Consider the following 26,820-nt stretch of genomic DNA (forward strand, 5'->3'; position numbering starts at 1 on the left):
CTTTCCAAAAAACGTGATCACTGCGCGTAGACCGGCTCGGCGGCGTTTTCGCGTTCACCGTCGCTGGTCACGTCGCTGTCGGCGTCGACATTGCGGGCCTGCGCCTGATACAGCTTGTAATACGCCCCTTCGCGCGCGAGTAGCTCATCGTGGTTGCCCACTTCGACAATCTGGCCGCGATCCATGACGACCAGGCGATCCGCCTTGCGCAGCGTCGACAAACGGTGCGCGATGGCGATGGTCGTGCGGCCCTGCACAAGGTTGTCGAGCGCCTTCTGGATTTCCTTCTCGGTCGTCGTATCCACGGAAGACGTGGCCTCGTCCATGATCAGGATGCGCGGGTTGATGAGCAGCGCGCGCGCAATCGAAATACGCTGGCGTTCGCCGCCCGACAGCGCCTGGCCGCGTTCGCCCACCAGTGAATCGTAGCCGTGCGGCAGGCGCAGGATGAACTCGTGCGCGTGGGCCGCGCGGGCGGCGGCAATGATCTCTTCGCGCGTGGCGTCGGGCTTGCCGTAGGCGATGTTGTCGGCAATCGTGCCGAAGAAGAGGAACGGCTCCTGCAGCACCAGGCCGATGTTGCGGCGGAATTCCGACACGGGCAGCGAGCGGATATCGACGCCATCGACACGGATCGCGCCTTCCGACACATCGTAAAAGCGGCAGATCAGGTTCACGAGCGTGCTCTTGCCCGAGCCGCTGTGGCCCACCAGGCCGATCATCTCGCCCGGCTGGATCGACAGGTTCAGGCCGCGGATCACCGCCCGGTTGCCATAGCGGAACCCGAGGTCGCGCAGCTCGATTGCGCCGTTGACCTTTTCGAGATGCACGGGTCTGGCTGGCTCTGGCACGCTCGACACATGGTCGAGGATATCGAAGATCCGCTTGGCGCCCGCCGCCGCCTTCTGCGTAACGGAAACGATGCGGCTCATCGAATCCAGGCGCGTGTAGAAGCGGCTGATGTAGGTCAGGAACGCGACCAGCACGCCCACCGTAATGGCGTCGTGGCTGACCTGCCAGATCCCGAAGATCCAGACGACGAGGAGTCCGACCTCGGTCAGCATGGTGACGGTCGGCGTGAACAGCGACCAGACGGCATTGACCCGGTCGTTGATGGCCAGGTTGTGCTTGTTGGCTTCGCGAAAACGCGCCACTTCGCGCTTTTCCTGTGCGAAGGCCTTGACCACGCGGATGCCCGGGATCGTGTCGGCCAGCACGTTGGTGATTTCCGACCAGATGCGGTCGATCTTCTCGAAGCCGTGGCGCAGGCGGTCTCGCACCAGGTGGATCATCCACGCGATGAAGGGCAGCGGCATCAGTGTGACGAGTGCCAGCCACGGGTCGATCGACACGAGGATCACCGCCGTCATCGCGATCATCAGCACGTCGGTGGCGAAGTCGAGCAGGTGCAGCGAGAGGAAGACGCTGATCCGGTCGCTTTCGGAGCCGATGCGCGCCATCAGGTCGCCGGTGCGCTTGCCGCCAAAGTATTCGAGCGACAGCTTGAGCAGGTGCTCGTACGTGGTCGTGCGCAGGTCGGCGCTGATGCGCTCGGAGACCCGCGCGAGCAGGTAGGTCCGGGCCCAGCCGAGCGCCCACGCCACCAGCGCGGCGCCAAAGAGGCCGGAGAGGTAGAGCGTGACGAGGCTGTAGTCGATCGGCTTGCCGTTCTGGTACGGGATCAGCACCTTGTCCATCAGCGGCATCGTCAGGTATGGCGGCACCAGGGTGGCGGCCGTGCCCAGCAGCAGAAGGGCGAATCCCGCCAGCAGTTCCCACCGATACGGCCGGGCGAAGCGCCACAGGCGCAGGAGCGCCCACGTGGATGGCGGCTGTTCCAGTTCGCGGCTGCATTGCGGGCAGGCATCCTCGCCCGGCGGGAGCGGCGCCTTGCAGGTCGGGCAGACGTCGATGTCGGCCTGCGTGGCCTGCGCGCCCGTGGTGAGCGCGTCACGGTGGGCGTCGAACAGGTCGGCGACCCGCAGCGCGTCGGCGTTCTGGCCGAGCGTGTAGCGCCAGCTTGCCAGGCGGCGCTGGCCGTCGGACAGCTCCAGCGTGCCGACGCCGGCGTGGTCGATATGCGAGAGTGTCATGCCGGGCGCGATATCCCAGCTTTGCAGACCCGTTTCACCCGGTGCCAGCCCGATCAGCCGGCAATTCGTAACAACCAGCCAGCCTTGGGTAAAATGCAGCCGTGCGTCCAAATCCAGCCGTAGCCCGGCCAGGACGGTTTCCTCTGGAGCGAGGCTCGTGCCGAGCTCGGCACTCCAGGGGTCTCGAGCACGGGCGACGGCAGCGACGGACGATGGGGAGGACTGGGTCATGATTGGCGCAAAGAACTCAAAAAGCGCGTCCCAATGGCCCACAACGGAAAAAGGACGGACATAAATTGGAGCGATGGTGCGGGAGCGCGCGTCTGGCGGCCCGCCATTTTTGCTCGCAAGTATACATAGCGTAGCGAACCCGGCATTTGGTGCGGTGCACAATGCACGTCGCACTCAAGAGGTCAACGCCGAAGCCGTTGTAACGTTATTGAAAGGTAACGCTTCGATTTCTCGGGCACTTCGCCCCCTGCCTCAAGCAAATTTGATGAAAAAGAAGGACATTGAGATTCTCGATGTCATGTCGCTGCGCGGCCCGAATATGTGGACATATCGGCCAGTGCTCGAGGCATGGGTCGACATTGGTGAACTGGAAGATTTTCCTTCCAACACGATTCCGGGGTTCTACGAGCGCCTGTCGACGTGGCTGCCAACGCTGATCGAGCACCGCTGCAGTCCGGGCGTGCGCGGCGGCTTCCTGATGCGCCTGAAGGAAGGCACCTGGCCCGGCCACATCCTGGAGCACGTCACCCTCGAGCTGCAGAATCTGGCCGGCATGCCGGGCGGCTTCGGCAAGGCACGCGAGACGCCCGTGCGCGGCGTCTACAAGGTGATCGTGCGCGCATGGCATGAACAGGTGACCCGCGCAGCACTACTCGCCGCGCGGGATCTTGTCATGGCTGCCATCGAAGACCGCCCGTTCGACGTGGAGGCAGCCGTCGAAAAACTGCGTGATCTGGTGGACGACCATTGCCTTGGGCCGAGCACCGCCTGCATCGTCGATGCGGCGGACGACCGCGATATCCCATCGATCCGCCTGTCGGACGGCAACCTCGTGCAGCTCGGCTACGGCGCGCGGCAGCGCCGCATCTGGACGGCCGAGACCGACCGCACCAGCGCCATCGCGGAATCGATTTCGCGTGACAAGGACCTGACGAAGAGCCTGCTGCAGTCGTGCGGTGTGCCCGTGCCGGAGGGCCGCATGGTCGAGAGCGCGGACGATGCCTGGGAAGCCGCGGAAGATATCGGCGTCCCGGTGGTGGTCAAGCCGTATGACGGCAATCACGGCCGCGGCGTCTTCACCAACCTCATGACGCGCGAGGAAGTGGAGACCGCCTATGCGGTGGCCATTGAAGAAGGCAGCGGCGTGATCGTCGAGCGCTTCGTGTCCGGCAACGAGCATCGCCTGCTGGTCGTAGGCGGCCGCGTGGCGGCGGCGGCGATGGGCGAGACCGCTACGGTGGTCGGTGACGGCCGTTCCACGATCGAGGCGCTGATCGATTCGCAGATCAACTCGGATCCGCGCCGGGGCAGCACCGAGGATCATCCCCTCAATCCGGTACGCCTGGATTCCGCCGCACGCCTGGAACTGAAGCGCCAGGGCTATGCCGACGGCAGCGCCGTGCCGCCTGCGGGCCGCAGCGTGCTGATCCAGCGCAACGGCAACGTGGCCTTTGACGTGACCGACCGCGTGCACCCGAGCGTGGCGGCCCATGCATCGCTGGCAGCGCGCGTGGTGGGGCTGGACATTGCCGGTGTGGACCTGGTGGCCGAGGATATTTCGCGGCCACTGGATGAGCAGCGTGGCGCCATCGTCGAAGTCAATGCCGGGCCCGGGCTGCTGATGCACATCCGGCCGGCCCAGGGTGAACCGCGCCCCGTCGGGCGGGCGATTGTCGATCACCTGTTTCCCGAGAAGGACGGCGTGGCGGACGATGGCCGCATCCCGATCGTCGGCATCACCGGCACCAACGGCAAGACCGTTGTCGCCAAGCTGGTCGCGCAATTGCTGCTGCTCTCCGGCAAGCACACCGGCCTGGGCTGCAGCGATGGGCTGTACCTCGACCGCCGCCAGGTGGAGGCCGGCGACCGTGGAGACCGTGCGGCCTGGGACGCCTGCCATCGCATCCTGATGAACCGCGCCGTGGAAGCGGCCGTGTTCGAAAGCGACAGCGGCATGATCCTGTCGCAAGGGCTGCCCTATGACCGTTGCCAGGTGGGCGTGGTCACCAACTTCGGCGCGCCCGACCATCTCGATGACTTCTACGTCGAGGACGAAGACCGCATGTACAACGTCCTGCGCACGCAGGTGGACGTTGTGTTGAAGACCGGCGTGGCCGTGCTCAACGCCGCCGATGCTCGCCTGGTCGAGATGGCCGAGCTGTGCGATGGCGACGTGATCCTCTTCGCCCTGTCGGCTGACCTGCCGGCCATCGCCGCGCATCGCGCAGCCGGCAAGCGCGCGGTGTTCGTGCGCGACGGCAAGGTGGTGCTTGCCGACGGCCCCGACGAACAGCCACTGGCGGGCGTGGCGGACATTCCGCTCACGTACGCGGGCCGAGTTCCTTTCCAGGTCGAGAACGTTCTTGCCGCCGTGGCCACCGGTTGGGCACTTGGCATCTCCAACGAGTTGATTCGCGCCGGCATCGTCACGTTCGATGCCGGGCAGGTCGACGTGCCCGGCCGCTTCACGCTGTTTCAGCATAACGGCGCCACGATCATCGTGGATGACGCCCACAATGCGCCGGCTCTCGAGGCGCTGGCCGCAGCAATGGACAACTTCCCGGCGCAGCGCCGCAGCCTTGTCTTTGGTGCGGGCCTGAAACGCCGCGACGAAGACCTCGTGGCGCAAGGGGCGATCATCGGCAAGACGTTCGATCGCGTGCTGCTCTGCGAAGACAGCAGCGTCAGACGCGACGATGCCGCCTTCGAGCCGCACGCGCGTGCGCTAGTCAAGACGGGGCTGCAGCAAGGCGGCCGCGTGGCCGAGATCGTCGTGGATGGTGGCAAGCGTCGGGAGGCCGTGGAAGCAGCCCTCTCGCAGCTCACGGCCGGCGATTTGCTGGTGCTGCAATGCGACGAGTGCGCGATCGAAGGTACGGTCGAGCAGGTACATCAGTGGATGGGCCGCGCGGAACACCGGGCCTGACACCCAAAGCACAACGGAAAGCCGACTGTATGGAAGTCTCTCGTATCCGCGCCCTGCGCGGCCCGAATCTCTGGTGTCGTCACACGGCCATCGAAGCCATCGTGGCCTGTTCTGACCAATCGCATCTGCTGGCCGAGCTGCCAGGTTTTGATGATCGCCTGCGCGCGCGCTTTCCGGCCATTGGCCCGCTGCGCTCGGACGATGAAGCCGGCGCGCTGTCGATGGCGCACGCGCTGGAAGCGGCCGCGCTCGGCTTGCAGGCCGCGGCGGGTTGTCCTGTTACGTTCAGCCACACCGAGCCCACGCTCGAACCCGGCACCTATCAGGTCGTCGTCGAATACACCGAAGAAGAAGTCGGGCGGCTGGCGTTCGAGCTTGCCGGGCAACTCTGCCTGGCCGCGCGCGATGATCAGCCGTTCGATCTTGACGATGCCTTGCACCGCTTGCGTGACCTCGACGAAGACGTACGCCTGGGGCCGAGCACCGGCTCGATTGTCTATGCCGCCGTGGCGCGCGGCATTCCGTATCGCCGCCTCACGCAGGGCTCGATGGTGCAGTTCGGCTGGGGCAGCAAGCAGCGCCGCATCCAGGCCGCTGAAACCGACATGACCAGCGCCGTGGCCGAATCCATTGCGCAGGACAAGGAGCTGACCAAGGCGCTGCTGCATGCGGCAGGCGTGCCCGTGCCGATGGGACGATCGGTGAACAGCGCCGAAGAGGCGTGGGAGGCGGCGCAGGAAATCAATGGTCCCGTCGTCGTCAAGCCGCGCGACGGCAACCAGGGCAAGGGCGTGGCCGTGCGCATCCGCACGCGCGAGGAAGTGATGGCCGCGTATGCGGTGGCAGCCGATATCTCGTCGGACGTCATCGTCGAGCGCTACATCCCCGGCCATGACTTCCGCCTGCTCGTGGTGGGCAAGCAGCTCGTGGCTGCTGCGCGCCGCGACCCGCCGCAAGTCATCGGCGACGGCACGCACACCGTGCGCGAGCTGGTCGACGAGGTGAACCGCGACCCGCGCCGCGGCGAGGGTCATGCCACGTCGCTCACGAAAATCCGCTTTGACGACATTGCGCTGGCCACGCTCGCCAAGCAGGGCCTGAGCGCGGACGCCGTGCCGCCCAAGGGCACGCGTGTGGTGTTGCGCAACAACGCGAACCTCTCCACGGGTGGCACCGCCACCGACGTGACCGACGACGTGCACCCCGCCATCGCGGCGCGTGCCGTGGCGGCAGCGCAGATGGTCGGCCTCGACATCTGCGGCGTGGACGCCGTGTGCGAAACGATGCTCAAGCCGTTCGAGGAACAGGCCGGCGGCATCGTGGAAGTCAACGCCGCGCCCGGCCTGCGCATGCACTTGCAGCCGTCGTACGGGAAGGGTCGCGCCGTGGGCGAAGCCATCGTCTCCACGATGTTTGCCGACGGCGATGATGGCCGCATTCCCGTGGTGGCGGTCTCCGGTACCAACGGCAAGACCACGACCGTGCGCCTGATCACGCATCTGCTGGCCTCCAGCGGCCTGCGCATGGGCATGACCGGCACCGATGGCGTGTACATCCAGGGTCAGCGCATCGACACCGGCGATTGCAGCGGCCCGCGCAGTGCGCGTAACGTGCTGCTGCATCCGGACGTCGACGCAGCCGTCTTCGAAACCGCGCGTGGCGGCCTGCTGCGCGAAGGTCTCGCGTTCGATCGCTGCGATGTGGCTGTGGTAACCAACGTGGGCGAAGGCGACCACCTGGGCCTGAACTACATCAGCACGGTGGAAGACCTGGCCGTGCTCAAGAGCGTGATCGTGCAGAACGTGGCGCCGCGTGGCATGGCGGTGCTCAACGCCGCCGACCCGATGGTCGCGCGCATGGCCGACGGCTGCCCCGGATCGGTCACGTTCTTCGCGCACGACGCCAGCCTGCCGATCATGGCGCTGCATCGTGCGCAGGGCAAGCGCGTGGTGTTTGTCGACGGTGCCGAGATTGTGGCCACCGAAGGCGCCAACGAAACGCGCATCGCACTGGCCGACATTCCGCTCACGCGCAACGGCACGATCGGCTTCCAGGTGGAAAACGCGATGTCGTCGATTGCTGCTGCATGGGCGCTTGGCATCGACTGGGCGATCATCCGCCGCGGCCTCGCCACCTTTGTGAACGACGCCGCCACCGCGCCAGGCCGCTTCAACGTATTCGACTACAAGGGCGCCACGCTCATCGCCGACTACGGCCACAATCCCGATGCCATCCAGGCGCTATGCAATGCGGTCGCCACCATGCCGGCCAAGCGCCGCTCGGTGGTGATCAGTGGGGCGGGCGATCGCCGCGACGAGGATATCCGCCGGCAGACGCAGATTCTGGGCGGCGTGTTTGACGATGTGGTCCTGTACGAAGACCAATGCCAGCGCGGGCGCGCCGACGGTGAAGTGCTCGCGCTGTTGCGTGAAGGGCTGCAGGGTGCGTCGCGCACGAGCCGTGTGGATGAAATCCGAGGTGAATTTCTGGCTATCGACACCGCATTGGGGCGGTTGCAGCCGGGGGATCTCTGCCTGATTTTGATTGATCAGGTGGAGGAGGCGTTGGAGCATATTGCTCGACGGGTTGCTGAGTGAAATTGAACCCCAGTGAATTTTCGCTGGGGTTTGTTTTTGTTCTTGTGGTTCATCCCTGTTTCGTACCCTGCCGGGCACGACTCACTTTTTTTGTCTTGCCAAAGAAAAGTAAGCAAAAGAAAGGCGCGCCCGAGATGGCGAAAGACTCCTTGAATTTGCGTAACCGGGCGGAGAACGGGAAAACTCGCTGCGCTCAAACAGTTCCCGTTCTTTTTTCCGCCCGCTTACGAAAATTCAAGGCGCCATCAAGGGCTCAACGTCAAAAGAGAAAGGCCAACCCATCGCGCGGTTGGCCTTTGTCGTGTAGGCCTGCGCTGCGTTGGTTTGGTCTTTGACTTTCCTGCCCTAGATGGCGCCTTGAATTTCTGTTGCAGGGAGGAAAAAGAGGGGGGGCCTGTCTGAGCGTAGCGAGTTTGCCTACCCTCCCTCCCTGCGACATAAATTCAAGGAGTGGGTCGCCATCTCGGGCGCGCATTTCTTTGCTTAGTTTCTTTGGGCAAGACCAAAGAAAGTGAGTCAGCCCCGGCAGGGGATGAAACAAGGGATGCACCAACAACAATAAAACCAACACAAAACCACCCACAACATCGTTGGCCTATGATGACGCCTCCCCTGAGTCCCCTCGCCATCATGCCCAACCCCATCACACTCGCCCCAGTAGAGCTGGCAAAGTCCTACCGCCTCCTGAACCACGGCCCGACCACCTTGGTCACCAGCGCCCACAACGGCGTGCGCAACGTCATGGCAGCCGCCTGGGCGATGCCACTCGACTTTGACCCGCCCAAGGTGCTGGTCGTGGTCGACAGCCGCACGCTCACACGTGAGCTGATCGAAGCCTCGGGCGTGTTCGCGCTCAACATCCCGACGCGCGCCATTGCCGAGACGACGCTCGCGGTGGGCACGCTGTCTGGCCGGGATGGCGACAAGTTCGAGGCGCTCGGCCTGGCCACCATGCCCGCCCGCACGATCGACGTGCCGCTGGTGGCAGGTTGCGCAGGGTGGCTGGAATGCCGAGTCATTCCCGAACCGCACAACGAGAAGCGCTACGACCTCTTCATCGCAGAAGTGACAGCCGCCTGGGCGGACCCTGCGCTGTTCAGCAACGGCCGCTGGCACTTTACCGATGCGGGCAGCAAGACCGTGCATTATCTCGCGGGCGGCGCGTTCTTCGAAACCGGCGATGCATTTTCCGTGGAGGCCAAACAGCCATGAGCGCCGTCGCCATCCGCCCGTTGATCGACGAGGATGCTGCAGCGTTCAAGGCGCTGCGCCTGAAGGCCATTCAAGACGCGCCTACTGCCATCTGGCCGACGCACGATGAAGAGTCGGGGCGCACGCTGGAGGACACCCGCAACCGCATCCGGGCGACCGAGCATCAGATCGTCTTCGGTGCATTTTCCGGGCCGGCGCTGATTGGCATTGCCGGGCTGCGTCGCGAGCCGCTGGCGCAGGTCGCGCACAAGGCCGTGCTGTGGGGCGTGTTTGTTGATCCCGCACACCGGCGAGGCGGTATTGCCGGCCGTCTCCTCAACGCCGCCATTGCGCATGCGCGTGCTGCACAGGTGCTGCAGATTCATCTCTGCGTGAACGCCGAGAACCCGCGTGCGCAAACGCTGTATCGCAACGCGGGTTTCGAGACTTTCGGCATCGAGCGCCGCGCCATGCGTGTCGGTGATCGCTTCTACGAAGAAGAGCACATGGCGCTGTGGCTGGATCATTAGGCTTTCGACCGGTAATCGGTAGGCCGCATGCCCGTCCATTTGCGGAAGGCGCGGTGGAAGGCGCTCGGTTCTGCAAAGCCCACTGCGACGGCTATGTCGGCGATGGTGCGGCGCGTGTCCTGCAACTGGCCGATGGCAATGTCGCGCCGCAGGTCGTCCTTGATGGACTGATATGTGTGGCCTTCGAGCTTCAGGCGCCGCCGCATGGTGGCCTCGGCCACGTTCAGCCTGACCGCCATCGCGTCCGATGCCGGCCAGCCTGCCACCGGCAGATTGCGCAGCGTCTTGCGCACGCGCGCGGCGAAGGAATCCGGGTTGCGGTACTTGACGATGAAGTTGCCCGGCGCGTCGCGCAGGAAGGTCTTGATGGACGCGGCCGTCTGAATGACCGGCAGGTCGAGAAAGTCGGGCGATAGGTCGACGTACGACGCATCGTGCTTGAACGCCATGTCGTCGCAGAACATCAGGCGATATTCCTGCGCATCCTGCGGCGCCGCGCAACGGAAGCGCGCAACAATGAACGGAATGCGCCGCCCCACGAGCCAGCACACCAGCCCGTAGACCATGATGAGCCACGTGGCGTAGGTGAACATGGGCGGCACGCGCGTGCCCTTGCGGTGCACAAAGACGAGACGCACACGCCGATCGTCTTCTTCAACGCGCACGTGCAGATCGTCCAGCACCAGCCGCAGAAAGCCCGTGGCCCGGGCCAGCGCCTGCCGGCCCGTGCGCGCGGTGAGCGCCGCCTGCGTCATCGCCACGAAGCTGCCCCAGCGCATGGGGTGCGCATCCTGCCCGAAAAACTCATCGTCCATGGCCTGCGCAATGCCGGCCCACAGTGCGCCGTACTGTGCGGACGACACGCGGCTGCGCGGCTGCGCCAGCATCTGCGGCGTGATGCCCGCTGCCGCCATGATGGACTGCATGTCCACGCCATGCGCGCGTGCACGCGTGACGGCCTCGTTGACGAGGCTGACCGAGACGGTTCCCTTTTCGTTGTTTTTCATTGGTATGGCAAATCCGCTCACGCAAGTTGATCGTGACGGGCATCGAAGCCGCCCAGCCGCGTGCCTACACTTTTTCCCCATCGAACCCGAGCGCCGCGGGCTGCACAGTGTAAGGCGCCTGCACAGGCAGCGTCACGCGGCACCGGTCAGCCAACAAGCAAGAGCCAAGCGATGGACGACTTCTATACCGAAGAGCAGCGGATGATCCAGGACGCTGCGCGCGATTTTGCCACCGAGCGCCTGGCGCCCAACGCCGCGCAGTGGGACCGTGACGGCGCCCTGCCCGACGAGGTGGTGCGCGAGATGGGCGAGCTGGGCCTGCTGGGCATGATCGTGCCGGCGGAGTGGGGCGGTTCGTACACCGACTACGTGGCCTATGCGCTTGCGCTGGAAGAGGTGGCCGCCGGTTGCGCCGCCAGTGCGACGATGATGAGCGTGCACAACTCGGTCGGCTGCGGCCCGATCCTCAAGTTCGGCACCGAGGCGCAGAAGACGCGTTACCTGCCGGATCTGGCCACCGGTCGCGCGATCGGCGCGTTTTGTTTGACCGAGCCGCACGCTGGCTCCGAGGCCAACAACCTGCGCACGCGTGCGGTGCTCCGCGACGGCAAGTGGGTGCTCAACGGCAACAAGCAGTTCGTCACCAACGGCGCGCGCGCAGACATCGCGATCGTATTTGCCGTGACGGATCCTGAGGCGGGCAAGCGCGGCATCTCCGCCTTCATCGTGCCGACGGACACGCCGGGCTTTCACGTTGGCCGGCCCGAACACAAGCTTGGCATCCGCGCATCGGACACCTGCCCGATCACGCTGGAAGACTGCGCCGTGCCCGAAGAGAACCTGCTGGGCGAGCGTGGCGAGGGCCTGAAGATCGCGCTGTCGAACCTGGAAGGCGGGCGCATCGGCATTGCCGCGCAGGCCGTTGGCATTGCGCGCGCCGCGTTCGATGCGGCACGCAACTACGCGAATGAACGCATCCAGTTCGGCAAGGCGCTGCGCGAGCACCAGACCATCGCCAACATGCTGGCCGACATGGCCACGCGCCTGAATGCGGCGCGCCTGCTCGTCCACCACGCGGCGCGCCTGCGCAGCGCAGACAAACCGTGTCTGTCGGAGGCCTCGCAGGCCAAGCTCTACGCATCGGAACTGGCCGAAGAGATCTGCTCCAACGCCATCCAGATCCACGGCGGCTACGGCTATCTGGCCGACTACGCTGTCGAGCGCCACTACCGCGATGCACGCATCACCCAGATCTATGAAGGCACCAGCGAAGTCCAGCGGATGGTGATCGCGCGGCACGTGTAGCACGCCCCGCGCCCATCGACCGCATACGAAAGAGCGCAAACGCGCCGACCAGGAGACGACGATGAACGAAGCGGTATCTGCAGCACAGGGTTTTGTGGAAGCGCGCGATTTTCTGCTGCGCCATCGCACCGACTACGACCGCGCGTATCGCGAGTTTGCGTGGCCGAAGCTGGACACGTTCAACTGGGCGCTCGATTACTTCGATGTGATGGCGCGCGGCAACGACAACCCGGCGCTGTGGATCGTCGATGACCCGCAAAGCGGCGGGTTGAAGCTCTCGTTTGCGCAGATGTCGGAGCGCTCATCGCGCATGGCGAACTTTCTGCGTGGGCTGGGCATCGTGCGTGGTGACCGCCTGCTGCTGATGCTGCCGAACCGCGTTGAACTGTGGGACGTGATGCTCGCGGCAATGAAGCTGGGCGCGGTGGTGCTGCCGGCCACCACGCAGCTTTCCCCGGATGACGTGCGCGACCGCGTGGAACTCGGGGGCGCGAACTGCGTGGTCGTCGACGCAGCGGAGCTGCACAAGTTCGATAGTGTCGATGCGAGCGTCAAGCGCATCGCCGTGGGCGCGCAGCGCGATGGCTGGATCGACGTGGCAGCAGCCTACGACGCGCCCGCGCAGTTCACGCCTGACGGTCCGACCAAGGCGACCGACCCGCTGCTGCTGTATTTCACCTCGGGCACCACGTCCAAGCCGAAGCTGGTGGAACACACGCACCAGAGCTATCCGGTCGGTCACCTGTCGACCATGTACTGGATCGGGCTGCAACCCGGCGACATCCACTGGAACATCAGCTCACCAGGCTGGGCCAAGCATGCCTGGAGCTGCTTCTTCGCACCCTGGAACGCGCAGGCCTGCGTGTTCGTCTACAACTACGCGCGCTTCGTGCCGAAGGACACGCTGGACGTGCTGGTGCGCTTCAACGTGACCACGCTGTGCGCGCCGCCCACCGTGTGGCGCATGCTGGTGCAGGAGCCGCTGGCCTCCTACGCCGTCAAGCTGCGCGAGATCGTCGGTGCGGGCGAGCCGCTGAACCCCGAGATCATCGAACGCGTGCGCAGCGCCTGGGGCGTGACCATTCGCGACGGCTTCGGCCAGACCGAGACCACCTGCCAGATCGGCAACACGCCCGGACAGCCGGTCGTGCCGGGTTCGGTCGGGCGCCCGTTGCCGGGCTACCGCGTGGAGCTGGTCGACCACGACGACCAGCCCGCCAGCGAAGGCGAAATCGTGCTGCCGCTCTCACACCGCCCGCTTGGCCTGATGCAGGGCTACGCCAACAACGCCAAAGCCACGAGCGAAGCCATGCGCAATGGCTATTACCACACGTCCGACGTGGCGATGCGCCGCGACGACGGGTACTTCGTCTACGTGGGCCGCACCGACGACGTATTCAAATCGTCCGACTATCGCCTGAGCCCGTTCGAGCTGGAAAGCGTGCTGATCGAGCACGAGGCCATTGCCGAGGCGGCTGTGGTGCCAAGTTCCGATCCGCTGCGTTTGTCGGTGCCCAAGGCGTTCGTGACGGTGCGCCAGGGCTACGAAGCCGGCCCCGAACTCGCGCGCGCCGTGTTCCTCTTCTCGCGAGAAAAGCTCGCGCCCTACAAGCGCATTCGCCGCCTCCAGTTCAGCGAGCTGCCCAAGACGATCTCCGGAAAGATCCGCCGCGTTGAACTGCGCCGGCTCGAACTGGAACGCACGCCCCAGCCGGCTCGCCTGCCAGGCGAGTACTGGGAAGAAGACTTCGCCTGACTTGCCCATCCCGCATTGAACCCGTTACCGCCACCGCAACCGACACCGATTCGCCAGGAGACTCCCATGAGCGCCGTTGCTTCCCTCGCTTCCGCCAAGCCTGCTGCACAGCAGGACACCCCGCCCACCGTCAAGCTGCTGATTGGCGGCGAGTTTGTCGAATCGCAGTCGAAGGAATGGCGCGACATCGTCAACCCCGCCACGCAGGAAGTGCTGGCGCGCGTGCCGTTTGCCACGGCCGGCGAAGTGGATGCAGCCATCCGCTCCGCACATGCCGCGTTTGCCACGTGGAAGAACACGCCGGTCGGTGCGCGCATGCGCATCATGCTGAAGTTCCAGGCGCTGATTCGTGAGCACTCGCCGCGCATCGCCCGCACGCTGACGGCCGAGCAGGGCAAGACGCTGCCCGATGCCGAAGGCGACATCTTCCGCGGGCTGGAGGTGGTGGAGCACGCGTGCTCGGTGGGCTCGCTGCAACAAGGCGAGTTCCTGGAGAACGTGGCCGGCGCGGTCGATACGTATACGCTGCGCCAGCCGATTGGCGTGTGCGCGGGCATTACGCCGTTCAACTTCCCGGCCATGATTCCGCTGTGGATGTTCCCGATGGCGATCGTGTGCGGCAACACGTTCGTGCTCAAGCCTTCGGAGCAGGATCCGCTCTCGACCATGCAACTCGTTGAGCTGGCATTGGAAGCCGGTGTGCCGCCGGGTGTGCTGAACGTCGTGCACGGCGGCAAGGACGTGGTGGACGCACTGTGCACGCACGAACATGTGAAGGCGATTTCGTTTGTCGGGTCCACCGCGGTCGGCACGCACGTGTATCGCCTCGGCAGCGAGCACGGCAAGCGCGTGCAATCGATGATGGGCGCGAAGAACCACGCCGTGGTGTTGCCCGATGCGAACCGCGAGCAGGCCATCAACGCGCTGGTGGGCGCGGCCTTTGGCGCGGCGGGGCAACGCTGCATGGCGACCTCCGTCGTCGTGCTGGTGGGCGCGGCGCAGCAGTGGGTGCCGGACCTGATCGCCAAGGCAAAAACGCTCAAGGTGAATGCCGGTGTGGAGCCGGGTACCGACGTCGGCCCAGTTGTCTCGCGTGCCGCCAAGCAACGCATCCTCGGTTTGATCGAATCCGGCGTGCAGCAGGGCGCCACGCTCGCGCTTGACGGCCGCGACGTGCGCGTGGCCGGTTACGAAGACGGCAACTTTATCGGCCCCACGGTCTTTACCGACGTGAAGACCGACATGGACATCTACACCAACGAAATCTTCGGCCCCGTGCTGCTGGTGCTGACTGCACCCACGCTGGACGACGCGATTGCGCTGGTCAGCGCCAACCCGTTCGGCAACGGTGTGGGGCTGTTCACGCAGAGCGGCGCAGCTGCACGCAAGTTCCAGAGCGAGATCGACATCGGTCAGGTGGGCATCAACATTCCCATTCCGGTGCCCGTGCCGTACTTCAGCTTTACCGGCTCGCGTGGGTCCAAGCTGGGCGACCTGGGCCCGTACGGCAAGCAGGTCGTGCAGTTCTATACGCAAACGAAGACGGTCACGGCGCGCTGGTTTGACGATGCGGTCGACGCCGGCGGCGTGAACACCACCATCAGCCTGCGCTGATCGCACCGGGAGCGTTGTCATGAAAATCGCATTCATCGGCCTGGGCAACATGGGCGCCCCCATGGCGCGCAACCTGCTCAAGGCGGGCCACGCACTGAGCGTATTCGACCTGAACGCGCAGGCGGTGGGCGCGCTGGTGGAAGCCGGTGCCGTGGCCGCCGAATCCCCCAAGGACGCTGTGACCGGCGCGGAGACGGTCATCACCATGCTGCCCGCCGCCGCCCACGTGCGCCACGTGCTGACGGCGGAAGATGGCGTGCTGGCGGGCATCGCGAAGGGCGTGCCGATCATTGATTCCAGCACCATCGACCCGGCCAGCGTGAAGGCGTTTGCTGCGCTGGCGGCGGAGCACGGCAACACCTTTGTCGATGCCCCGGTCTCTGGCGGTACGGGCGGCGCAGCGGCCGGCACGTTGACCTTCATGGTGGGCGGCAGCGCGGCGGCGTTCGAACAGGTGCGCCCCGTGCTTTCCGCCATGGGCAAGAACCTCGTGCATTGCGGTGACTCCGGCGCCGGGCAGGGCGCGAAGATCTGCAACAACCTCGTGCTCGGCATCACCATGGCTGGCGTGGCCGAGGCCATGTCATTGGGCGAGGCGCTCGGCATCGACCCGAAGGTGCTCGGCGGCATCATCAACACGTCGACGGGACGCTGCTGGAGTTCCGACACTTACAACCCGTTCCCGGGCGTGATCGAAACCGCGCCATCCTCGCGCGGCTACACCGGCGGCTTCGGCACCGACCTGATGCTCAAGGATCTGGGCCTGGCGGGTGACGCCGCAAAATCCGTCCGCCAACCGGTCTACCTGGGGGCGCTCGCACAGCAGCTCTATCAAACCGTGAGCAGCAAGGGCGATGGCAAGCTGGATTTCTCCGCCGTCATCAAGCTGTATCGGAAAGACGGAGCGGTGTGATGATCGAACTGGAAACGCTGCATGACGGCACCATCGCGGTGCTGACGCTCAAGCGTCCGCCGGCCAACGCATTCACGCCGGAAGGTCTGCTGCAACTGCAAGCCACCGTCGAACGGTTGAACGCCGACGCGCGCGTGCGCGCCATCGTCGTCACCGGCGATGGGCCGAAGTTCTTCAGCGCAGGGGCGGATCTCAATACCTTTGCCGATGGCGACCGCGATGTGGCCCGCGAGGCCGCTGCGCGCTTCGGTGCCGCGTTCGAGGCGCTGCAGAATGCGCGGCCGGTGGTGATCGCGGCCATCAATGGCTTTGCGATGGGCGGCGGCCTGGAGTGCGCGCTCGCATGTGACATCCGCATCGCCGAGGCCCACGCCAAGCTGGCCGTGCCCGAGACGGCCGTCGGCCTGCTCTGCTGCGGTTGCGGCACGCAGACGCTGCCGTGGCTCGTGGGTGAAGGCTGGGCCAAGCGCATGATCCTGACCGGCGAGCGCGTCGATGCGCAGACCGCCCTGCGCATCGGCCTGGTCGAGGAAGTCGTGGAAACCGGTGCCGCACGCGAAGCCGCCATCGCCATGGCGCTGCGTGTGACCACGTTGAGCCCGCAGGCCGTCACCTTCAGCAAGCAGCTCATCCACCAAGCGCGCAATGGCGTGCCGCGCAGCGCAGCGCTGGCCGTGGAGCGCGAGCGCTTCGTCGATCTGTTTGACCATCCGGATCAACGTGAAGGCGTGAACGCCTTTCTGGAGAAGCGCGCGCCGCGCTGGCATGCCGCACACGAATCGGAGACGCTGCAATGAGTGCCGTCCAACGTCAGGCAACGCTGCCCGAGGCAGCCGCTGCCGAACCCGAGGTATTGATGCGCGTGGTGAACCGCGTGGCCATCATCACGTTGAACCGGCCAGCAGCCTTGAATGCGCTGTCGCACGGCATGGTGCGCCAGTTGGCGACGCTGCTAGAGCAATGCCGGCATGAAGACGGCATCGTCGCGCTGGTGCTGCGCGGCGCTGGCCAGAAAGGCTTCTGCGCCGGCGGCGATGTGCGCTCGCTCTATCAGCTTGCGCAACAGGGCCGCATGGATGGCGACGACGGCTGGCTGCAGTTCTTCGTTGACGAATACCGGCTCGACTACGCGCTGCATCAGTTCCCGAAGCCCATCGTTGCGCTGATGGACGGCATCACCATGGGCGGTGGCATGGGCCTGGGGCAAGCCGCACGCCTGCGTGTCGTGACCGAGCGCACCAAGATGGCGATGCCAGAGACGCGCATCGGCTTCCTGCCCGACGTGGGCGCCACGCGCTTCCTGAGCGTGATGTCCCCCGAGCTTGAGCTATATGTCGGGCTGACGGGCGTGACGCTCACGGGCGCCGACGCGCTGCATTGCCACCTGGCCGATGTGTGCGTGCCTGCGGAATGGCTTGCCTCCTTCGAAGAGCGCCTGCAACGCATGCCGCACGACGGCGACCTCATGCAGGCCCTGCGCCGCGTGTTCGAGCCGCCGTGCAACGTCGTGCCGCACGCGCCGCTGGCACAGGCGACGCCGTGGGTGCTGCGCTACTTCGATCGGCGTTCGTCGGTCGATCGCATCGTTGCCACGCTGCGCGAGAGCCTGGAGCGGGAATCCGAGCGTGAATTGCGCCAGTGGCTGCAGGCTACGCTCGACGCATTGACCTCGCATTCGCCGACGATGCTGAACGTCACGCGCGAGGCGCTGTTGCGTGGGCGGCAGCTGTCACTGGCCGAATGCTTCCAGATGGAACTGGGTATCGTGGCGCGTGGCATTCAGGAAGGTGATTTCTGCGAAGGCGTGCGCGCACATCTCGTCGACAAGGATCATCGCCCGGGTTGGGCGCCGGCTACGTTGCCGCAGGTGCGCCCCGAGCGCGTGCAGCATTTTCTGGCGTCGCCCTGGCGGTCGGAGGTACATCCACTGGCAGGACTGGGCGTGCAGTAGACGGAAGGCGGCGCAGGCCCTTCTGTGGCACGGCAGCGCAGGCATGGCTGCCGCACCGCCTCCAGCGGCCATCCTAGACGCGGCGCTGCCGGCTGCCCCACCACGCGTCGCGCAGGCGGCGCTTGGCGATCTTGCCGTTGTCGTCGCGCGGTAGTGCGGCGGTGAATTCGATCTGGCGCGGGATCTTGAATCCGGCAATCTGGTCGCGCAGCCACGCGATCATGGGCTCGGCCTGCAGACCTTCGCGTTCAGTCTGCACAACTGCGATAAGGCGCTCGCCGTATTCGTCGTCCGGTACGCCGAAGACGGCGCAGTCGACCACATCGGGATGGCGCAGCAGCGCGTGCTCGATCTCGGCCGGATAGATGTTGACGCCGCCCGAGATGACCATGTCGGATGCGCGGTCGCAGACGTAGAGATAGCCGTCGGCATCGAGATAGCCCATGTCGCCCAGCGTGACGAGGCCATCGCGCTCGGCCTTGCGGCGCGCCTCGTCGTTGCCGCGGTAGGTGAAGTCAGGGTAGGCGGGCTGGCGGCTGTAGATCAGGCCGATCTCGCCGGTGGCGCACGGCGTGCCGTCTTCGCGCAGGATGCGGACTTGTGCGTCGCACACGGGGCGGCCGGCGCTGCCGGGGCGTGCGGCGGCATCCCCAGGGTCCATGACGGTGATCATGCCGGTTTCGCTGGAGGCGTATGTCTCGTAGATGACAGGGCCGAGCCAGTCGATCATGCGGCGCTTGATCTCAGGCGCGCAGGGCGCACCCGTGGATGCCACGAAGCGCAGTGAAGACAGGTCGTAGCGGCTGCGTTCCTCATCGGTCAGTTTCAGCAGGCGTACGTACATGATCGGCACGAGATAGACCGTGTCGATGCGGTAGCGCTCGATCTGCTCGAGCACGCGCAGCGCATCGAAGCGCGCATGCAGCACGAGCACTTCGGCCATCTGCGCGGCCTGCTGCGCGAACAGGCTGGGGGCGCTGTGATAGAGCGGCGCCGGCAGCAGCGCGCGGCAGCCCGGCACGATGCCGAAGGTGGCGGCCACCACGGCGCGCGCCTTCTGCAGGTGGGCATCGAGCTGGTCGAGCGGCACGGCCTGGCGCACCACGCCCTTGGGCCGGCCCGTGGTGCCCGAGGTGTAGGCCATGTGCCCCCGCGGTGAGACCAGCGGGCCGTCGTACGGCGGCTGCAGTGCCAGCCAGTTGGCGTAGCCATCGGCGCGGTCGGTGCCTTCGGCGTCCACGCGCAGCAGTTGTACGTGGGCTGGCAGCAGCGGCTCGACGGCATCCACGAGGTCACGGTGGCCGATCAGCACCTTGGCGCCGGAATCGCGCATCAGGAATTCCACCTCGCCAGGCGTGAAGTGCCAGTTGATCGGGCAGAAGTGGCACCCCGCGATGCGACAGGCGTGCATCACGTCGATATAGGCGGGCGCATTGCGCAACAGCACGCCGATCACGTCGCCTTCCTGCACGCCCATGCGCCGCAACCCGCCGGCAAGGGCCGCGCCGCGTGCCAGGAGGGTCTCTGCATCGGTCGGGCGATCTTCAAAGATCAGGCTGGCGGTCATGCGTGTCTCCTGCGGCAATGGCGCGATATTTCGACGTGGGTCGATCGGACTGCGGGTGAGTTGACCGAGCATGCCGGAGGAATCCACAGTGAACAATCTGCCCCGGATGGCTCACACTGGTGAATGCCATTGAACAACGCAGAGCCTCAGGGAATCCGCGCGACTCGCCCACCGCCGGAGGGTGCGAGCCCCCTCGAAATACCCCTTGCGGGTGTGGGGTGGGATGTGTAGCCTATGCCACAAAATTACACATGCCTATAAGAAGAAGTCGATTGTAAGCGGGGGAATGCAGACGTTGGCGGGGCGGATGTCGCCGGCCAGACCTGCGAATCCGGCGGTCCAGCGAATGGTCATCATCGGCGCGTGCGTGCCGAGGGTCGGCCAGGCTGACGGGGCGCGGCTTGATGCGTCGTGCCATACCGAGTCAGCGGCAAGCGCTGACGTGCCACATGTTTCGGGATGGTGGTTTCCGGCGGCGCGTCGGCACGGCCTGCCAGGCCTTTTCCAGACCGCACTTCAATGACTTTCTTGTGGTTCATCCCCCGGCAGCGGGCAGCTGCAGGCGGGATGTCGCCTTGCCGCGCGCCGTGCATGTCGTCGCGGGCATCGTTCTGGATGCGGCCACCCGCTGGACTTCAAATGAGCGTATCGAAGATGTTCTCAAGCGGGCTGCTGGCCTGCTGCGTTGTCCTGGGCCTGTCGGCTTGCGGCGGGGGCGACGGAAGCGGCGCCAGTGGTACGGCCTCTGCCGGGTCCACGGGGCCGACAGCGCCTGCGGCGCAGGGCTATGCGATTGGCGGGTCGGTCACGGGCCTGTCCGGCACCGTGGTGCTCCAGAACAACGCCGGCGATGATCTGGCCGTCAGCGCCAACGGCGCGTTCACTTTTGCGACCAGCGTATCCAACGGCGCAGGGTACAACGTCACCGTATCGACGCAGCCTGCCACCCAGACGTGCACCGTAACCAATGGCGCCGGCACCGTTTCGGCAGCGAATGTCGGCAACGTGTCCGTGGTCTGTGCCACGAATGCATTCAAGGTTGGCGGCTCGATTTCCGGATTGAACGGCACCGTCATCTTGCAGAACAACGGCGCGGACAGCCTGAGCCGTTCGTCCAACGGCGCTTTTGTTTTTGCCGCGCCCGTTGCGCAGGGCGGCGGATTTGCCGTCACGGTGCAGACCAATCCGGCTGGGCAGAGCTGCAGCGTCGCCAACGGCTCCGGCACGATGGGCGCAGGCGATATCAGCACGGTTGCGGTCACCTGCACAACCAACGCCTACACCGTGGGCGGCACGCTCTCGGGTTTGAGCGGTGGCACGGTGGTGCTCAAGAACAATGGTGGCGACAGTCTCTCGCGCAGTGTCAACGGCAGCTTCACGTTTCCATCAGCCGTGGCCTATGGCAATCCTTACGTCGTGACTGTCTCGAGCCAGCCGGCCAATCTGAGCTGTCCGGTGGCGAACGCCTCCGGAACCATCAGCGGCAACGTAACGAACGTGTCCGTGTCGTGTTCGTGCGCGTCGGGCTATAGCGCTTGCAGCGGTACGTGCGTCGATACCGCAACGGACTCGAACAACTGCGGCGGATGCGGCGTCGTCTGCCCCGCCAACACCGCCTGCAGTGCGAGCGCTTGCGTGCCCGCGGCGTGTTCGACAAATGCCGACTGTTCGGGCGGAGATGTCTGCCTGGGCGGCACATGCCAGGCGCCCACCTGCACCGATGGCTTGCGCGATGGCCAGGAAACCGACGTGGACTGCGGTGGCGGCACATGTTCCGCATGTGCGGCGGGGCAACACTGTGCTGTGCCGAGCGATTGCACCACGGGCGTCTGCGCGTCTGGCGTCTGCCAGGCGGCGAGCTGTTTTGACGGCGTCAAGAACGGTAGCGAGACCGCCATTGACTGTGGCGGTGGTGCCTGCGGCGCCTGCGCGGCAGGACAGACCTGCCTGGTGTCGACCGACTGTCTATCCGGCGTGTGCACGGCTGGCGTCTGCCACTGACCGGTGAGCCCTTCATTCATCTGAAACCAAGGAAAGTCATGAAGTTCTGGCCAGCCATGTTCGCTTGTATCGGCAGCATGTTCCTCTCGTGTGCCGCCTACGCCGACGCGCCCATGACCCAGCAGCAGGGCGAGGCCATCCTGAACGAGCTGCGCGCGATCCACCAGCTGCTGGCCCGGCAGGCGGCACCCGCAGCGCCGGGCAATGCCGCGCCGGCACGCACGCTGTCTGTCAAGGCGCCAGCGACGCATGTGATGGGCAAGGCGGACGCGCCGGTCACGCTGGTCGCCTTTACCGATTTCCAGTGCCCTTACTGCGCGCGCTTTGAAGCCAGCACGTTTCCCGAGCTCAAGAAGAAGTACATCGATACGGGCAAGATGCGCTATGTCTTGCGAGATGTCCCGCTCGACTTCCATCCCTTGGCGATCAACGCCGCGCAATCGGTGCGCTGCGCGGGCGATCAGAACAAATATTGGGAAATGAAGGACCTGGTGTTCAAGAACCAGGCTCGGATCGATACCGTTGCACTGGCGTCATACGCCCAGGACCTGGGGCTCGATGCCAGCCAGTATCAGCAGTGCATGACGGCCAACAAGTACCTCGCCGATATCAACGCCGATCGCCAGTACGCTCAATCCCTGGGCATTTCCGGCACGCCGTCGTTTGTGATCGGCAGGCAGGTGAACGGCGTGGTGCAGGGTCGCCTGATCGTCGGCGCACAAGGCCTGAGTGTGTTCGAGCATGCCATCGAGGACATGCTCGCCAAGCCCTGAGGTGGCGGTGGGCAGGACGCTGTGGGATGGGGGGTCGGCTTGTGCCGACAGGCCGCTTTCAGGCACAATGCGCCACCTTGTGGAGATGGCATTCCTCCCTGAATCGCCGGCTCGCCGGCTGATGATGCCTACAGGTTCCTGGACAGGGAAGTTGTAGGCACACGTCCATACGACATCCTGTCGTCCAGGTTTGCGTCCTTCGAATCTGGTCATCATGAAGAACACGAATACGCGCCCCGAGGCCCTGCTGATGCTGGGGTACCTGCTGCGCTGGTTACCGCTGGGGTCGCTTGTCGGCGTGCTTGCCGGGGTGGGCTCGGCGGTCCTGCTGCTTGCGCTGGAATGGGCGACTGATACACGTACGGCCCACCCCTGGCTGCTCTGGCTGCTGCCACTTGCCGGTCTTTCTGTGGGGTTGCTGTACCACTACACGGGCCGCGCTGTGGAGGGCGGCAACAACCTCCTCATCGACGAGATCCACGACCCCAAGCGCGTGGTGCCCAAGCGCATGGCGCCGCTGATCCTGCTCGGCACCGTCGTCACGCATCTCTTCGGTGGCTCGGCCGGGCGCGAGGGCACGGCGGTGCAGATGGGCGGCAGCTTTGCGGACTACCTGACCCGGCTGTTCTCGCTCGACGCAAGCGACCGCCGCATCCTGCTGATGTCCGGCATCAGCGCGGGGTTTGCATCGGTGTTCGGCACGCCCCTGGCCGGCGCGGTATTCGGGCTGGAGGTGCTGGCGATCGGGCGCCTGCGCTATGACGCAATCTTCCCGTGCTTCATTGCGGCCATCGTCGGGGATCTTGTGCCGCCATGGCTGGGCGTTCATCACACGCCATATGCGATCCCGTTCGTTCCGCATCTCACGCCTGTTGCGATCGGGGCGGTGGTGCTCGCGGGCATCGTCTTTGGCCTGGTCGGCATGGCGTTTGCCGCATGGACGCACGGGGTCAGCCGCTTGCTGAAGCGCCACATTCCGTTCGGGCCGCTGCGCCCCGTGCTGGGCGGCTGCGTGGTGGCTGGGGCCGCGCTGGCGCTCGGTACCGACCGATACCTTGGGTTGGGGATTCCGGTCATCGTCGACGCGTTCCGCAACCCGCTGCCGGCCTACGACTTTGCCGGCAAGGCGGCCTTCACCATCGTGACGCTGGCCTCGGGATTCAAGGGCGGCGAAGTCACGCCGCTGTTCTACATCGGCGCCACGCTCGGCAATGCACTCGGCTATGTGCTCCCACTGCCGTTTCCCCTCCTGGCGGGGCTGGGGTTTGTCGCCGTGTTCGCGGGCGCGGCCAACACACCGATCGCGTCGACCATCATGGCCATGGAGCTGTTCGGCCCGGAGGTGGGCACGTTCGCGGGGATGGCTTGCGTGGTGAGCTATCTCTTCTCGGGCCATACGGGCATCTACCACGCGCAGCGCATCGGCCATGCAAAGCGCCCGTCCGCGCAATCGGACGTGACGGCGGGGTAGCCGCAATCATGGCTGGCCTGTGGATTGCCGCCGCGTAGGCTCGCTGGCAGTCATGGGGGTGCGCTTGCCTCGATCATGCCGCAGTGTGGATCTGCCACTGGGGCAAGGCGCCGGGCCGGCAGCGCACTCGGTACCCTCTCCATCCAGGCAAGACGCCCCGCGCAAGGCGGGGCGTGCAGCGCTGGGCGGTACGGGATCAGCGTGCCACGGGCTTAGCGTACTGGATCGGCACGTCCACGCGTGCCTGCGGCAGCAGCTTTTTCAGTTGGGTACGTGCGTTGACTGCTTCCTGGAACGTCGCAAAGCGCAGCGTGCTGACCTTCATGTGGCCGTAGTACTCCGCCGATACGGGGGCGGTCGTGAGGCTGCCCACAGCTTGACGCACACTGTCTGCCGACACCTGCGAGACGACGACCTCGTTACGGCTTTCGCCCACCACGCCGCGTTCGTTGGCGACCTGCGTGACGGCAGTCGAGGTGGCGCCGGCGCCTTTGGTCCGCGTGCCGCTGGACAGCACCTTGAACGACTGCGATTCGACCTGCACCACCGGCGCGCTGGCGTACTGCGACAGCTCCTGCTTCGACAGACGCTTACCGATCGCCAGGTCAGCTGCCATGGCCTGACCCGCCACGGCAGCAGAGACGAGCACCACGGCCAGGGTTTTGAATGCTGAGGAAATGAACATGTTGAAGGCTCTCAAAAGGGCTTACTTGGCGGCGATGACGCGGTACTCGACGGCGAGCGGTGCCGCCAGGGTCACGGTACGTGTGCCGCCTTGGGGCAGGTAAGACGAGCAGGCATTGGTCGGTACGCCGCTGACAGCGTAGACCTCCCAGGTGCCCGCAGCGTTCTCTCCGTAGAACGCGTAGCTGCCCAGGCCGTAGCTGCTGACGGCGTTGACGCCATCGTTGTAGTAGCTGTTGTACGGCAAGGACAGCGCCGATACGGTGCCCGACGGCGACTTTACGAAGAAGCCGACGCTGCCGATACACACCGAGCCCGTCAGGCGAAGTTGCAGCGCATCCACCTTGTCAGAACCCGTCACGATGAACTGGCCGAGCTTCTGCACCGACCCGTAGTTCAGTTGATTGACGTTGCCAAAGGCGGCGGCGAAGTCCGGCACGGACAGGGCGGCCGGCTTGTATGCGGTGTAGGCCTTGGCCATCTTGACGGCTGCGGAGGCGTCGGCCAGGCCGAAGCCGTACCACGTGGAGTACGCGTTGCCTGCGCCGTTGGTCTGCCATCCGTAGTCGAGGCGGGCGGTGGTGGCGCCATCGGTGAGCGCCGTGCCGGTGTCGGCGGTGGCAGCGCCCGTGGTCAGGTCGATCCGGGCGTTGCGGCCGTCGCGGCTGCCGTAGTCGGGATCGATCTTGCGGGCGGTGGCGCGCAGGATCTCGCGCACGTCGCGCCAGGTCAGGTTCGGGTTGGCTGCCAGCATCAATGCGACCACGCCCGACAGCGTCGGCGTGGCCGCTGATGTGCCGTTCATGCTGGAGTAGTCGCAGTTGGCGTTGTCCTTGGTGTTGGTGGCCGAGCCGCCCACCGCAAAATCGTTGGGGCCGGTGACGCCATTGCGGCTGTAGCCGCGCGCGCAGCCGGACAGGTCGGTCGAGAAGATCATCGGGCCGGTACCCACTTCACCGTACTTGCCGCCGTCGCCAAATTCGCCGCCCAGGCCGGTGATCCAGTTGACCGCCCCCGCATTCGAGTAGCTTGACTTGATGCCCATGGCATTGGCTGCGCCGACCACGATCACGCCAGGCTCGAGCGTCTCGATGTCGTTGGCCGGATTCTCGCAGGCGATCATGCCATTGCCGGCGCCCACGGTGGGGCAGGTCCGGGGCGGAACTCCCGGGCCGTTGCTGATGGACTCGTACTCGTTGCCCGAGGCCTTGAGCATCACCAGGCCGCGGCCGTTTCGCAGGTTCGGAAACGCTCGCACGGCTGCCTGCGTGGAGGTGGCCGTGTCGTACTCCGTGGGCACCGGCGGGTTGGCGCCATACGATGCATTGATGAGGTAGGCGTTCTTTGACCAGTCCGCTCCGCCGTAGGCGGCGTTGGTGTCGGCATTGGGCGAACCGATGAAGCGGGCGCCGCCCAGCGTCGCGCGGGGTGCGATGCCCATCACGCCCTTGCCGTTTTGTGCGGCAGCAATGATGCCGGCCACGTTGGTGCCATGCGCATCTGCAATGTTGGCGGGGATGTCCGCCGGTGTCGGGTCCGTCGTGCCGTCGTCGAAGTTGTACGTCATCGACCGGTTGACGTTGGCCGCGAGGTCTTCGTTGCGGATGTCGACCCCGTCGTCCAGCACCAGGACGTTCACGCCTTGGCCCTTGATGCCTGCCGAGTGCGCCTCTTCCACGTTGATGTCCGTCGTGCCATTGGCCACCAGGCCGAACGCCGCGAAGAAGCTGCTGGCTTGCTTGAGCGCCCATTGGTAGGCGTACAGCGGTTCGGTGCTGCCGGTCTGGCAGGCGTACTTGGCATCGACGCCGGTTTCCACACAGGTGGATGCCGGCGCGGTGCCGCCATTGCTTGCATTGGAGCTGGGCGAATCGCCGCCCCCGCACGCGGTCAGCGCTGCGGCTGCAAGCAGCGTCAACGCCAGCGTTTTTCCCGTCACGATCTTCACGAGACCCCCGTTTTTTTCATTGTGTGTTGTGCAAAGGACGGTGTGTCCGTCTGCTGTCCGACCCGGCGACGAAGCGATTGCACGAGGTCGTGCACGTCGCGAGCGCATGGGCGCCAGTCAGGTCGGGCCGGATGCTCGCATGCACCTGGCGGGGGATTCAACGAAGAACGCGCTGGTGGCCGCGGATCGGTGCGGCTGTCGCGCGAACCTGTCTGCGCGTCTCAGGCCGAGCGCGTCTGGAGGGTAGGAGGAGGGGGCGCGG

18 protein-coding genes and 1 riboswitch are annotated in these 26,820 nt (G+C 65.6%); of the genes, 13 read left to right on the forward strand and 5 right to left on the reverse strand.

Features of this window, described 5'->3' with window-relative positions; all coding sequences use genetic code 11:
- Positions 1-17 precede the first annotated feature (17 nt).
- Positions 18-2,324 (reverse strand): cyanophycin metabolism-associated ABC transporter, encoded by a 2,307-nt coding sequence (locus R2N03_RS10170; protein WP_316657444.1) that lies wholly within the window; start codon positions 2,322-2,324, stop codon positions 18-20.
- A 265-nt stretch (positions 2,325-2,589) separates the two neighbouring features.
- Between R2N03_RS10170 and cphA (R2N03_RS10175) the strand changes: the two genes are divergently transcribed.
- The 4 genes from cphA (R2N03_RS10175) (at position 2,590) to R2N03_RS10190 (ending at position 9,568) form a co-directional block, all read left to right on the forward strand.
- Positions 2,590-5,250: a cyanophycin synthetase gene (gene cphA / locus R2N03_RS10175; protein WP_316657445.1), complete on the forward strand. Its 2,661-nt coding sequence runs from the start codon at positions 2,590-2,592 to the stop codon at positions 5,248-5,250.
- Positions 5,251-5,279: 29 nt separating this feature from the next.
- A complete protein-coding gene (gene cphA, locus R2N03_RS10180; protein ID WP_316657446.1) occupies positions 5,280-7,847 on the forward strand; it encodes a cyanophycin synthetase in 2,568 nt (855 codons plus the stop codon).
- Between the two features lie 597 nt (positions 7,848-8,444).
- On the forward strand, positions 8,445-9,059 hold the full coding sequence (locus R2N03_RS10185; protein WP_316657447.1) for a flavin reductase family protein: 615 nt from the start codon (positions 8,445-8,447) through the stop codon (positions 9,057-9,059).
- On the forward strand, positions 9,056-9,568 hold the full coding sequence (locus R2N03_RS10190) for a GNAT family N-acetyltransferase (RefSeq protein ID WP_316657448.1): 513 nt from the start codon (positions 9,056-9,058) through the stop codon (positions 9,566-9,568). The genes R2N03_RS10185 and R2N03_RS10190 overlap by 4 nt, the downstream gene beginning before the upstream one ends.
- Here R2N03_RS10190 and R2N03_RS10195 read toward each other — a convergent pair.
- Positions 9,565-10,575, reverse strand: coding sequence for an AraC family transcriptional regulator (locus R2N03_RS10195; RefSeq protein WP_316657449.1), 1,011 nt, complete (start codon positions 10,573-10,575; stop codon positions 9,565-9,567). The two genes, R2N03_RS10190 and R2N03_RS10195, sit on opposite strands and share 4 nt — an antisense overlap.
- A 171-nt stretch (positions 10,576-10,746) precedes the next feature.
- Here R2N03_RS10195 and R2N03_RS10200 point away from each other — a divergent pair, with 171 nt between their 5' ends.
- From R2N03_RS10200 to R2N03_RS10225, 6 genes are all read left to right on the forward strand, one after another.
- Entirely contained in the window at positions 10,747-11,880 is a 1,134-nt protein-coding gene (locus R2N03_RS10200) for an acyl-CoA dehydrogenase (protein WP_316657450.1), read from the forward strand.
- 61 nt (positions 11,881-11,941) lie between these two features.
- Positions 11,942-13,636, forward strand: a complete 1,695-nt coding sequence (locus tag R2N03_RS10205; protein ID WP_316657451.1) for an AMP-binding protein — start codon at positions 11,942-11,944, stop codon at positions 13,634-13,636.
- Between the two features lie 66 nt (positions 13,637-13,702).
- On the forward strand, positions 13,703-15,250 hold the full coding sequence (locus tag R2N03_RS10210) for a CoA-acylating methylmalonate-semialdehyde dehydrogenase (RefSeq protein ID WP_316657452.1): 1,548 nt from the start codon (positions 13,703-13,705) through the stop codon (positions 15,248-15,250).
- 19 nt (positions 15,251-15,269) lie between these two features.
- Complete coding sequence (mmsB, locus tag R2N03_RS10215) at positions 15,270-16,163, forward strand: 3-hydroxyisobutyrate dehydrogenase (protein ID WP_316657453.1); 894 nt, start codon at positions 15,270-15,272, stop codon at positions 16,161-16,163.
- Entirely contained in the window at positions 16,163-16,960 is a 798-nt protein-coding gene (locus R2N03_RS10220) for an enoyl-CoA hydratase (protein WP_316657454.1), read from the forward strand. Before mmsB ends, R2N03_RS10220 begins: the two co-directional genes overlap by 1 nt.
- Complete coding sequence (locus tag R2N03_RS10225; protein WP_316657455.1) at positions 16,957-18,114, forward strand: enoyl-CoA hydratase/isomerase family protein; 1,158 nt, start codon at positions 16,957-16,959, stop codon at positions 18,112-18,114. Before R2N03_RS10220 ends, R2N03_RS10225 begins: the two co-directional genes overlap by 4 nt.
- A gap of 73 nt (positions 18,115-18,187) precedes the next feature.
- Here R2N03_RS10225 and R2N03_RS10230 read toward each other — a convergent pair whose 3' ends face one another.
- Entirely contained in the window at positions 18,188-19,681 is a 1,494-nt protein-coding gene (locus R2N03_RS10230) for an acyl-CoA synthetase (protein ID WP_316657456.1), read from the reverse strand.
- 639 nt (positions 19,682-20,320) lie between these two features.
- Here R2N03_RS10230 and R2N03_RS10235 point away from each other — a divergent pair.
- The 3 genes from R2N03_RS10235 (at position 20,321) to R2N03_RS10245 (ending at position 23,926) form a co-directional block, all read left to right on the forward strand.
- The gene (locus tag R2N03_RS10235; RefSeq protein ID WP_316657457.1) at positions 20,321-21,682 is read left to right on the forward strand and encodes a hypothetical protein; all 1,362 of its coding nucleotides are present in this window, start codon (positions 20,321-20,323) and stop codon (positions 21,680-21,682) included.
- Positions 21,683-21,720: 38 nt separating this feature from the next.
- On the forward strand, positions 21,721-22,455 hold the full coding sequence (locus tag R2N03_RS10240) for a DsbA family protein (protein ID WP_316657458.1): 735 nt from the start codon (positions 21,721-21,723) through the stop codon (positions 22,453-22,455).
- A 72-nt stretch (positions 22,456-22,527) separates the two neighbouring features.
- A riboswitch (Fluoride riboswitch) is annotated at positions 22,528-22,593 on the forward strand.
- A gap of 76 nt (positions 22,594-22,669) precedes the next feature.
- Entirely contained in the window at positions 22,670-23,926 is a 1,257-nt protein-coding gene (locus R2N03_RS10245) for a voltage-gated chloride channel family protein (RefSeq protein WP_316657459.1), read from the forward strand.
- A 196-nt stretch (positions 23,927-24,122) separates the two neighbouring features.
- Here R2N03_RS10245 and R2N03_RS10250 read toward each other — a convergent pair whose 3' ends face one another.
- Together R2N03_RS10250 and R2N03_RS10255 are read right to left on the reverse strand one after the other, a co-directional pair.
- Positions 24,123-24,611: a hypothetical protein gene (locus R2N03_RS10250; protein WP_316657460.1), complete on the reverse strand. Its 489-nt coding sequence runs from the start codon at positions 24,609-24,611 to the stop codon at positions 24,123-24,125.
- A 21-nt stretch (positions 24,612-24,632) separates the two neighbouring features.
- Positions 24,633-26,558 carry a S8 family serine peptidase gene (locus R2N03_RS10255; RefSeq protein WP_316657461.1) on the reverse strand — a complete coding sequence of 642 codons (1,926 nt, stop codon included), beginning with the start codon at positions 26,556-26,558 and terminating at the stop codon, positions 24,633-24,635.
- Positions 26,559-26,820 lie beyond the last annotated feature (262 nt).

It is taken from the genome of Ralstonia condita (assembly GCF_958405655.1).
Taxonomy (GTDB): domain Bacteria; phylum Pseudomonadota; class Gammaproteobacteria; order Burkholderiales; family Burkholderiaceae; genus Ralstonia; species Ralstonia condita.

Excerpts from the sequence above, each read along its gene's own strand:
- R2N03_RS10170 (WP_316657444.1), bottom strand. The coding sequence starts at position 2,324 with ATGACCCAGTCCTCCCCATCGTCCGTCGCTGCCGTCGCCCGTGCTCGA.
- cphA (WP_316657445.1), top strand. The coding sequence starts at position 2,590 with ATGAAAAAGAAGGACATTGAGATTCTCGATGTCATGTCGCTGCGCGGC.
- cphA (WP_316657446.1), top strand. The coding sequence starts at position 5,280 with ATGGAAGTCTCTCGTATCCGCGCCCTGCGCGGCCCGAATCTCTGGTGT.
- R2N03_RS10185 (WP_316657447.1), top strand. The coding sequence starts at position 8,445 with ATGATGACGCCTCCCCTGAGTCCCCTCGCCATCATGCCCAACCCCATC.
- R2N03_RS10190 (WP_316657448.1), top strand. The coding sequence starts at position 9,056 with ATGAGCGCCGTCGCCATCCGCCCGTTGATCGACGAGGATGCTGCAGCG.
- R2N03_RS10195 (WP_316657449.1), bottom strand. The coding sequence starts at position 10,575 with ATGAAAAACAACGAAAAGGGAACCGTCTCGGTCAGCCTCGTCAACGAG.
- R2N03_RS10200 (WP_316657450.1), top strand. The coding sequence starts at position 10,747 with ATGGACGACTTCTATACCGAAGAGCAGCGGATGATCCAGGACGCTGCG.
- R2N03_RS10205 (WP_316657451.1), top strand. The coding sequence starts at position 11,942 with ATGAACGAAGCGGTATCTGCAGCACAGGGTTTTGTGGAAGCGCGCGAT.
- R2N03_RS10210 (WP_316657452.1), top strand. The coding sequence starts at position 13,703 with ATGAGCGCCGTTGCTTCCCTCGCTTCCGCCAAGCCTGCTGCACAGCAG.
- mmsB (WP_316657453.1), top strand. The coding sequence starts at position 15,270 with ATGAAAATCGCATTCATCGGCCTGGGCAACATGGGCGCCCCCATGGCG.
- R2N03_RS10220 (WP_316657454.1), top strand. The coding sequence starts at position 16,163 with ATGATCGAACTGGAAACGCTGCATGACGGCACCATCGCGGTGCTGACG.
- R2N03_RS10225 (WP_316657455.1), top strand. The coding sequence starts at position 16,957 with ATGAGTGCCGTCCAACGTCAGGCAACGCTGCCCGAGGCAGCCGCTGCC.
- R2N03_RS10230 (WP_316657456.1), bottom strand. The coding sequence starts at position 19,681 with ATGACCGCCAGCCTGATCTTTGAAGATCGCCCGACCGATGCAGAGACC.
- R2N03_RS10235 (WP_316657457.1), top strand. The coding sequence starts at position 20,321 with ATGAGCGTATCGAAGATGTTCTCAAGCGGGCTGCTGGCCTGCTGCGTT.
- R2N03_RS10240 (WP_316657458.1), top strand. The coding sequence starts at position 21,721 with ATGAAGTTCTGGCCAGCCATGTTCGCTTGTATCGGCAGCATGTTCCTC.
- R2N03_RS10245 (WP_316657459.1), top strand. The coding sequence starts at position 22,670 with ATGAAGAACACGAATACGCGCCCCGAGGCCCTGCTGATGCTGGGGTAC.
- R2N03_RS10250 (WP_316657460.1), bottom strand. The coding sequence starts at position 24,611 with ATGTTCATTTCCTCAGCATTCAAAACCCTGGCCGTGGTGCTCGTCTCT.